Source organism: Glaesserella sp., from assembly GCF_041814905.1.
Taxonomy (GTDB): Bacteria; Pseudomonadota; Gammaproteobacteria; order Enterobacterales; family Pasteurellaceae; genus Glaesserella.
This window is the reverse complement of sequence record NZ_JBGXYA010000020.1, coordinates 1-8,808: the sequence shown is the minus strand read 5'-3', so window position 1 is coordinate 8,808 and position 8,808 is coordinate 1. Positions and strand designations below refer to the sequence as shown.

Genomic DNA, 8,808 nt, shown 5'->3' with positions numbered 1-8,808 from the left:
CGTAACATTGCTGTTTGTGTTGCTCGGTTTGGATTTACCGAGAGCAGTGTTGATCGGATTGCTCAGCGTAGTGAAAACCTTCGGGCAGATTCTCTTTTTCACGACCTTAATTCGTGCATTGATGAGCTGGGTAACGCAAGGCAATCATCCGTTAGATTACACTGTCGCTCAAATCACCGAACCGGTGTTGGGGATGATTCGTAAAATTTTACCGAAAACGGGGATGTTAGATTTTTCCGTGATGGTGCTTGGTTTTGCTTTGATTTTCCTGAACGGCTTGTTTTACCAAGTGTTCGGGCAATTATGGACATTAGCATAATGCAAGCGGTCGAATTTTGTGAAAATCCGCAAGGCATCCGCCTGCGGATTTTTTTACAACCGAAAGCAAGCCGCGACCAAATTGTTGGTTTGCACGATAATGAGCTGAAAATTACGATTACCGCCCCACCTGTTGAAGGGCAAGCTAATGCTCACTTACTCAAGTTTTTAAGTAAACTGTTCAAAGTACCCAAAAGTTGCATTGTATTAGAAAAGGGCGAACTACAACGTCATAAACAAATTCTAATTCCTAAACCCAAAGCCATACCGAAAGAAGTGGAAGCATTAATGGAAAGTAATGCAGCTTGCGGAACGTCAAATTTTTTCCCTTTTTCCATAGAAAAAAAACCATAAAACTGATACCTTACCGACTATTGCAAACTATTCTTGTTTTGAGAGATGACAATGTTATTGGCTGTTTTAACTCTTATTGCTTATATGATAGCGCTACATCTAGGCGTTTTAACTTGGATTGCGCCAATTCGCAATAAAGAACATAAGCCGTATATTTCAAATCAAATCAGCATTAAAACGGTTTTTATCGTGGGCGTGATTGCTTGTGGCTTACATATTGCTAATCTTTACCAACAGCTTGCAGGGCAACAATACGGTCAAAACTTTACCCTTGCCAATGTTGCTTCGTTGATTAGCCTCATTATGGCGCTAATCGGCACCCTCGCATTACCAAAATGGAAAACGATCTGGTTTCCGTTGTCGGTTATCTATATTTTGAATATGGTGACGGTGGCGGTATCCAGTTTTGTACCGGGGCATTTTATTAAGCAGATTGCAGAAAATACAGGGCTCATGTTTCATTTGGCTATCGCCACTTTCTCTTATGCGCTGTTTTTTATTGCGTTGCTTTATGCTTTTCAGCTTAAATGGTTGGATACCCGTCTTAAAAATAAAACCTTAATGTTTTCTCCGTTGTTACCGCCGTTAATGACGGTTGAACGTCATTTCTTTAGCTTAACCCTGATTGCTCAAGGCTTATTAACATTGGTGTTGATTACCGGAATGTTCTACCTACATAATTTTTTCTCACCGGAACATATTCATAAAGCGATCTTTTCGTTTATGGCGTGGATTGTGTATAACATCTTGTTGCTGGGGCAATGGAAGTTGAATTGGCGTGGAAAGCGGGTGCTAATTTACTCAATTTCAGGTATGATATTGCTCACTATTGCGTATTTCGGTAGTCGGGTGGTGTAAGCACTGCTTGTCGCGGCGGTAAGAGGTATTCTAAAATTGCAAAAAAATTGCCCAATCTGACCGCTTGTTGATTAATTAATATAGGACTTCAACTTTGGAAAGTATCCCCCTGAGTAGTTTATTTATTGCTCTTGTCATTTTACTTATTCTCTCCGCTTTTTTCTCCAGTTCTGAAACAGGGCTGATGTCGTTAAACCGCTATCGTATGCGACACCTTGCCGAAAAAGGTCACCGAGGTGCGCGCAAAGCGGAAAAGCTCTTATCGAAAACCGATGTGTTATTAAGCCTGATCCTTGTCTGTAACAACGTGGTTAATATCGCTGCGTCGGCTATTGCCACGATTATCGGTATGCAACTGTCAGGGGAAGCAGGGGTGGCTATCGCAACGGGTTTATTAACGATTGTGATGTTGGTTTTCTCTGAAATTTTGCCCAAAACCATCGCCGCAATTTATCCTGAACGGGTCGGTTTTTTCGCCAGCCATATTCTGATGCCGTTAAAGAAAATTTTACTGCCGATTGTTTTCTTGATGAAAAGTATCATCAATGGTTTAATGAAGTTATTACGTATTAGCCAATCCGAGAAAACAGGTATGAGCGCGGAAGAATTGCGTAGTGTGGTATTGGACGCCGGGCGGTTTATTCCGACTTCGCACCAAGACATGTTGGTGTCGATTTTGGATATGGAGAAAGTCACTGTTGACGATATTATGGTTCCGCGTAATGATATCGGTGGGATCGATATTGATGACGATTGGAAAGCCATCATGCGCCAATTAACCGGTGCCGCTCATGCCCGCGTGGTGATTTATAAAGGCAATATGGATAAAAACATATTGGGAATGCTACGTGTACGGGAAGCGTTCCGTTTAATGTTAGAACGCAATGAATTTACTAAAGAGCAATTGGTTCGGGCGGTGGATGAGGCGTATTTCATTCCGGAAGGCACGCCGCTTACCACTCAACTGATGAATTTTAAAACCAATAAAGAACGTATCGGATTGGTTGTTGATGAATACGGTGATATTAAAGGCTTAGTGACGTTGGAAGATATTCTTGAAGAAATCGTCGGTGAATTCACGACATCGGCGGCACCTTCTTTAGAAGAGGAAATTAAACCGCAATCGGACGGTTCGGTATTGATTGAAGGCTCCGCGAATTTACGGGATATTAACAAACTGTTCGATTGGAATTTACCGCTAGACGAAGCCAGAACCTTTAACGGGTTAATTTTGGAACATTTGGAAAAAATTCCCGATGAGGATACCCGGTTCACGTTATTTAATCTGAACGTGACGATTCTTGAAGTCAGCGATAATATGGTGAAATTAGCAAAAGTCGAGCCGATAGCCGTTTCCGCTTCATAAGGTTTATTACGGGGGATATTGTAAAATATCCCCTTATTTTCACTAAAATGGCTGACTTTTGACATTCTTATTTTGATGACCTCTACACATTAAGGTAAAATCCAGCCTTATTTTGCAAACGAAAGATAATATTAATGAAAATGCAGTTGTCACTTGAACAAATTTCAGCTCTTGCCAAGAAAGATATGCAAGCGGTCGATCAGGCTATCCTTGCTCAACTCAATTCGGATGTCGTGCTGATTAATCAGCTCGGACATTACATCATTAGCGGCGGTGGTAAACGCATTCGCCCGTTAATTGCGGTGTTGGCGGCAAATGCCGTCGGTTATCAGGGACGTGAGCATATTACTTGTGCAGCCTTTATTGAGTTTATCCACACTGCAACGCTGTTGCACGATGATGTGGTCGATGAATCGGATATGCGTCGCGGACGTGAAACGGCAAATTCCCGTTTTGGTAACGCTGCAAGTGTATTGGTGGGCGATTTTATCTATACCCGTGCGTTCCAAATGATGGCAAGTTTGCGTTCTCTTGATGTGTTACAAGTGATGTCTGATGCAACAAATGTGATTGCCGAAGGGGAAGTTCAGCAGTTAATGAATGTCAACGATCCTGAAACCACCGAAGCCAATTATATGCAGGTGATTTACAGTAAAACCGCTCGTCTGTTTGAAGCCGCAAGTCAATGCTCTGCGATTGTATCGGGTGCGGATCAAGCCTCAGTGATTGCGATGCGTGATTATGGTCGCTATCTTGGTACGGCATTCCAACTGGTCGATGATATTTTAGATTACAGTGCGAATGCTGAGCAATTAGGCAAAAATATCGGTGATGATTTAGCGGAAGGTAAACCAACCTTGCCATTGCTACACGCAATGCGAAGCGGTAATCCGCAACAAGCTGCATTGATCCGTGAAGCGATTGAACAAGGTGGAAAACGTGAAGCCTTAGACGAAATTTTAGCGATTATGGCAGAACATAAATCCTTAGATTACACTATGGAACGAGCCAAACAGGAAGCCCAGAAAGCCGTTGATGCGATTGCTATTTTGCCGGAAAGTGAATATAAACAAGCGTTGATCTCATTGGCGTATTTGTCGGTGGATCGTTCTTATTAAATGAGCATTGCGTACTGTCAAAAAGATCCCCCTCTTTAGCAAAGAGGGGTTAGGGGAGATTTGGCAGACGATGATGACGAAGTGAGAGCGAAATAGATACGTTCTATTTTGACTAAGTTATTATTTTCTTCGTTTTTTGCTTGTGACAAATCTCCCCCAGCCCCTCTTTGCTAAAGAGGGGAGCTAGATCGAAGTAAATTTATATTTTGAGCTTTTAAATGACAGAACAAACAAACCAACCCCAAGCCCACAAAGAAGCGTTACAACAAAAACGCAAATTAACCCGCAAAGGCAAAGATCCGAACGCCCCTTTTGTGCGTGAGAAACTTGAACTTCCAAATGGACATAACAAGCTTTTGTTACACTCTTGCTGCGCTCCTTGTTCGGGTGAAGTAATGGAAGCTATTCACGCTTCAGGGATTGAATTTGCGATCTACTTCTACAACCCGAATATTCATCCATTGAAAGAGTACCTGCTACGCAAAGAAGAAAATATCCGTTTTGCCGAAAAACACGGTATTCCGTTTATTGATGTCGATGACGATTATGAAAATGACCGCAAAGAGTGGTTCAAAAAAGCGGAAGGCATGGAGTGGGAGCCGGAGCGTGGTATTCGTTGTACGATGTGCTTTGATATGCGTTTTGAGAAAACTGCAAAATATGCTCACGAAAATGGCTATCCTGTTTTTACTAGCTGTTTAGGTATTTCTCGTTGGAAAGATATGAACCAAATCAACGGTTGCGGACACCGTGCGGCAGCGGCTTACGATGATGTGGTTTATTGGGACTACAATTGGCGTAAAAACGGCGGTTCACAGCGGATGATCGAAATCAGCAAACGTGAACGTTTTTATCAGCAAGAATATTGTGGTTGTGTGTATTCGTTACGTGATTCTAATAAATGGCGTTTGGAAACGGGGCGTCAGCGAATTGAAATCGGTAAACTGTATTATTCACCGGATTAAGCCACTTTCTTTTGATTCAAAAGGAAAGCGATACAAGCGGTCTGTTTCTGACAATATTTTGCAAATTTAACAAGGAATTGAAACATTGGATTTTTGGCAAGGCTTTTTGGTTATCACGGGAATTCATCTGTTAGCCGCAATTTCTCCCGGTCCGGATTTTATTTTTGTATCCCAGCAAACATTAAGCCGTGGGCGTATTGCCGGTTTAACTTGTGCCTTGGGCGTCGGGTTGGGTTTCGGGGTGCATTTGCTTTATTCCGTGTTGGGATTGGCTGCGGTGATTGCGAATGCAGCTTGGCTACTCACCGCGATTAAAATTATCGGTGGGGCTTACTTGATTTATCTCGGCTATCAAGGCTTAAAAGCGAAAGCAAAGCACGAAGTTATCGAAATTAAGCAAGAAAGCGTTGCCCCTGAAAGCCTTTGGAAAACCCTATGGAAAGGCTTTTTATGTAACGTGTTAAATCCGAAAGCACCGGTTTACTTGGTGTCGGTGTTCACCGTGGTACTTTCGCCTGATATGCCGTTGTGGCAATTAAGCATTTACGGCGTTTGGATGATGTTTTTATTGTTTGCCTGGTTTGCCACGGTCGCATTTTTACTTTCTATTCCGTCCGTCAACCACCAGTTTCAAAAAGCCGGACATTGGATTGACCGTGTATTAGGTGCGGTAATGGCGGGATTGGGCATCAAAGTGATTGCGAGCTAAATAAACAAGCGGTCAGATTTCATCAATATTTTGTAAAAGGGGAAAATATGGATTCAAAAACATTTTGGGATACCTGGGTTCCGATTTGGGCAATCTCTCGTCAAATTCCGCCTGCAAAAGTGATTAAAAACGGCTATTTGTTTGAAGAGGTTAATGACGGTAAGCGTGAGCAAGAGCTGCTGTTGTATAGCCCCGAAAGTATGGTGGAAGCACAAGCTTATTTATCAGATAAAGATTATTTCTGTGTCAGTGGTTTAAAAGAAGGGTTTACTGTACCTAAAGGTTGGGTTCATCGTTTATTTAACTTTATGATGATAAACGAACACCTTCAGATACAAGCGGTCAGTTTGGCGGAAAAATTTGCAATTCAAGCGGAAAAATCTGAAAACCGTTTCGTGGTAAAAATTTATCATCAACAAACATTAGCAAGCAGAGGGCAGGTTGCCTATCAAAATGACTATGCGGTGGTTGATTTAATTGAAACCCATGAAAATTATCGCCGCCAAGGGCTCGCTACCCAAGTCATGAAATTACTGACCAACTATGCGGTAGAAAACGGTGTGACGGTCGGGCTTCTGTGTGCCAGCGATCAAGGCAAACCGCTTTACGAAACGCTTGGTTGGCATGTGATTGGGCAGTATTCAAGAATGGTTAAAAACTAAGGAAATAATAATGAACAGAATTTTTGATATAAGACTTTGGTTTGCATTTCTTTTATTAATGATAATTCCATCTGTTCAAAATATTATCCGATTACATTTTATCGGAGAGATGCCAAATGAATGGGGATTCAATATTGCGAGCCAGATTCAGTGGTTGAATATCCTTTATGAAATTATTAAAGAGGCATTATTAGTACCATTATTTTATATGTTATTTATTTCTTATAGAAAAAGTGACAAAGATTTATCTAATAGTGTTATAAATGGTCTTATTGTTGTTTTTTTAGTACATGTCATATTTTCTATTTTCATTTTTTTAAGTTCATATACTTTGCTTGAATGGGTTGGTTTAAAATCTGAATTGATTTCTCAAGCTGAAACTTATATCAAGTTGGAATCTATTGCTATTTTATTTTCAATTTCAGTAGAGTATTTGATTGTATATTTAGCAACTCTGAATAAGATTAAAGAAATGGTGGTGTTTTCTCTTATGAAATCATTACTATTAATGCTAAGCGATACCTTTATTATATCATCAAATAGTCTTTCTTTAAATTTAGGTGTTAATGGTATTGCAATTTCTAATATTATTATTAATGTGATTTTAACTATTTACATACTATTTAGAACAAATTTGATTTGCTATTTTAAATCCAATCATATTATCTTTGATGTTGAATGGATCAAACATTGGTTTAAAACTGGGGCTTTTTCAGGTTTGGAATCCTTAGTAAGAAATACAGTATTTTTTGTCATGATTCTGAGCATGATGAATCAAATTGGTGAGCAGGGATCTTTTTGGATAGCAAATAGTATAATTTGGGGAATTTTACTTGCTCCCTCAATGGCTTTAGCCGAAGTAGTAAAAAGAGATGTTGCTAGTAATATAGATAACATAAGGCTTAAATCATTTTCCTATTTGTTAATGACAATATTATTTGTCATTTTGTGGCTACTTTCCATGCCCTTATGGGAAATGTTTCTATCTAGCATACTAAAGATTGAAAATGATACCATTATTCATTTAATGACCATTCAAACTATATTTTATTTTGTTTTTATGCTTAATAACGGAGTGTTTGATGCAACATTGACTGGTTTAGGTTTAACTAAATATCTATTATGGCAATCCATTATTGTTAATATTGGATATTATGGGGTTGTATTTATTCTTTATAAGTCAAATGTTATTACAATGAATTTGGATAATATTGCTTATGTTTTTGGTGGCGGGATGATTGTTGATATGATTCCAACGATAATTTTATATCTTAAAGCATTAAAAAATAATAATATTAATATAGTAGAGATTTTTTATAGTTCAAATAGTTTAAAAAGAGGAACAAACAATGTCTAAATTTGCAATGGTATTCCCGGGACAAGGTTCTCAAGCGGTTGGTATGCTTGCCGATCTTGCACCTGTTTACCCTGTGGTAGAACAAACGTTCAAACAAGCAAGTGATGTGCTTGGTTATGATTTATGGGATTTAGTCCAAAATGGTACAGCAGAAGATTTGGGTAAAACCGAGCGCACTCAACCTGCGTTATTAGCGGCTTCTGTTGCGTTATATCGTATTTGGCAAGAAAAATTCCCTGGGCAAAAACCTGCTGTAATGGCAGGACACAGCTTGGGTGAATACTCGGCGTTGGTTTGTGCTGGCGTGTTGGATTTCCAAGATGCGATTAAATTGGTGGAATTGCGTGGTCAAGCTATGCAAAGTGCCGTACCGGCAGGTACAGGGGCGATGTTTGCGATTATCGGTTTAGATAATGAAGCGATCATCAAAGCGTGTGAACAAGCGGCAAGTGAAGTGGGTGAAGTGGTTTCAGCGGTAAACTTTAACTCACCGGGACAAGTGGTTATTGCAGGGACGAAAGCAGCGGCAGAGCGTGCAGGCGAATTATGTAAAGAAGCAGGGGCAAAACGTGCGTTACCATTAGCGGTGAGCGCGCCTTCACACTGTGCATTAATGAAACCTGCGGCAGAAAAATTAGCGGTGGCATTGCAAAATATTTCGTTAAACGCACCGCTTGTTCCGGTGATTAACAACGTGGACGTTACCGTTGAAACCGATGCGGATAAAATCCGTGATGCGTTGGTACGTCAGCTTTATAGCCCGGTGCGTTGGACGGAAACGGTCGAAAAAATGGCTCAAGACGGTGTAATAAATTTATATGAAATCGGTCCAAATAAAGTACTGACCGGCTTGGCAGGTCGTATCGTGAAAGAGCTTTCAGCGAAGGCTGTGAACGATGTCGCAAGTTTTGATTCAGTCGAGTTTTAATAATTCCTCTCCCTCGTTTACGGGGGAGGGGCTACACATAAAATAGGATTAATATATGCAAAATAAAATCGCATTAGTCACTGGGGCAACCCGTGGAATTGGGCGTGCAATCGCTGAAGAATTAGTTTCTAAAGGTGCATTCGTTATCGGCACGGCAACATCAGAAAAAGGGG

General features: G+C 40.4%; 11 protein-coding genes. All 11 read left to right on the top strand.

Features of this window, described 5'->3' with window-relative positions:
- A partial coding sequence (locus ACEYJ7_RS03060; protein WP_373777547.1) for a YggT family protein occupies positions 1-319 on the top strand: 319 nt, incomplete at its 5' end.
- The gene (gene yggU, locus ACEYJ7_RS03055) at positions 319-672 is read left to right on the top strand and encodes a DUF167 family protein YggU (protein WP_373777550.1); all 354 of its coding nucleotides are present in this window, start codon (positions 319-321) and stop codon (positions 670-672) included. The genes ACEYJ7_RS03060 and yggU, both read left to right, overlap by 1 nt.
- A gap of 51 nt (positions 673-723) precedes the next feature.
- Positions 724-1,530 carry an inner membrane protein YpjD gene (locus ACEYJ7_RS03050; RefSeq protein WP_373777549.1) on the top strand — a complete coding sequence of 269 codons (807 nt, stop codon included), beginning with the start codon at positions 724-726 and terminating at the stop codon, positions 1,528-1,530.
- 94 nt (positions 1,531-1,624) lie between these two features.
- Positions 1,625-2,896: an HlyC/CorC family transporter gene (locus ACEYJ7_RS03045; protein WP_373777546.1), complete on the top strand. Its 1,272-nt coding sequence runs from the start codon at positions 1,625-1,627 to the stop codon at positions 2,894-2,896.
- A gap of 134 nt (positions 2,897-3,030) precedes the next feature.
- Complete coding sequence (ispB, locus tag ACEYJ7_RS03040) at positions 3,031-4,014, top strand: octaprenyl diphosphate synthase (RefSeq protein WP_373777545.1); 984 nt, start codon at positions 3,031-3,033, stop codon at positions 4,012-4,014.
- Positions 4,015-4,232: 218 nt separating this feature from the next.
- On the top strand, positions 4,233-4,979 hold the full coding sequence (locus ACEYJ7_RS03035) for an epoxyqueuosine reductase QueH (protein ID WP_162856795.1): 747 nt from the start codon (positions 4,233-4,235) through the stop codon (positions 4,977-4,979).
- Between the two features lie 85 nt (positions 4,980-5,064).
- Positions 5,065-5,688, top strand: coding sequence for a LysE family translocator (locus ACEYJ7_RS03030; RefSeq protein ID WP_373777544.1), 624 nt, complete (start codon positions 5,065-5,067; stop codon positions 5,686-5,688).
- A 47-nt stretch (positions 5,689-5,735) separates the two neighbouring features.
- Positions 5,736-6,350 (top strand): GNAT family N-acetyltransferase, encoded by a 615-nt coding sequence (locus tag ACEYJ7_RS03025; RefSeq protein WP_373766849.1) that lies wholly within the window; start codon positions 5,736-5,738, stop codon positions 6,348-6,350.
- 10 nt (positions 6,351-6,360) lie between these two features.
- Complete coding sequence (locus tag ACEYJ7_RS03020) at positions 6,361-7,707, top strand: MATE family Na+-driven efflux transporter (protein ID WP_373777543.1); 1,347 nt, start codon at positions 6,361-6,363, stop codon at positions 7,705-7,707.
- Complete coding sequence (fabD, locus tag ACEYJ7_RS03015) at positions 7,700-8,635, top strand: ACP S-malonyltransferase (protein ID WP_373777542.1); 936 nt, start codon at positions 7,700-7,702, stop codon at positions 8,633-8,635. The genes ACEYJ7_RS03020 and fabD overlap by 8 nt, the downstream gene beginning before the upstream one ends.
- Before the next feature lie 55 nt (positions 8,636-8,690).
- Positions 8,691-8,808: SDR family NAD(P)-dependent oxidoreductase (locus ACEYJ7_RS03010; protein ID WP_373777548.1), on the top strand; the 118-nt coding region annotated here is incomplete at its 3' end.

Excerpts from the sequence above, each read along its gene's own strand:
- fabD (WP_373777542.1), top strand. The coding sequence starts at position 7,700 with ATGTCTAAATTTGCAATGGTATTCCCGGGACAAGGTTCTCAAGCGGTT.
- ACEYJ7_RS03025 (WP_373766849.1), top strand. The coding sequence starts at position 5,736 with ATGGATTCAAAAACATTTTGGGATACCTGGGTTCCGATTTGGGCAATC.
- yggU (WP_373777550.1), top strand. The coding sequence starts at position 319 with ATGCAAGCGGTCGAATTTTGTGAAAATCCGCAAGGCATCCGCCTGCGG.
- ACEYJ7_RS03020 (WP_373777543.1), top strand. The coding sequence starts at position 6,361 with ATGAACAGAATTTTTGATATAAGACTTTGGTTTGCATTTCTTTTATTA.
- ispB (WP_373777545.1), top strand. The coding sequence starts at position 3,031 with ATGAAAATGCAGTTGTCACTTGAACAAATTTCAGCTCTTGCCAAGAAA.
- ACEYJ7_RS03035 (WP_162856795.1), top strand. The coding sequence starts at position 4,233 with ATGACAGAACAAACAAACCAACCCCAAGCCCACAAAGAAGCGTTACAA.
- ACEYJ7_RS03050 (WP_373777549.1), top strand. The coding sequence starts at position 724 with ATGTTATTGGCTGTTTTAACTCTTATTGCTTATATGATAGCGCTACAT.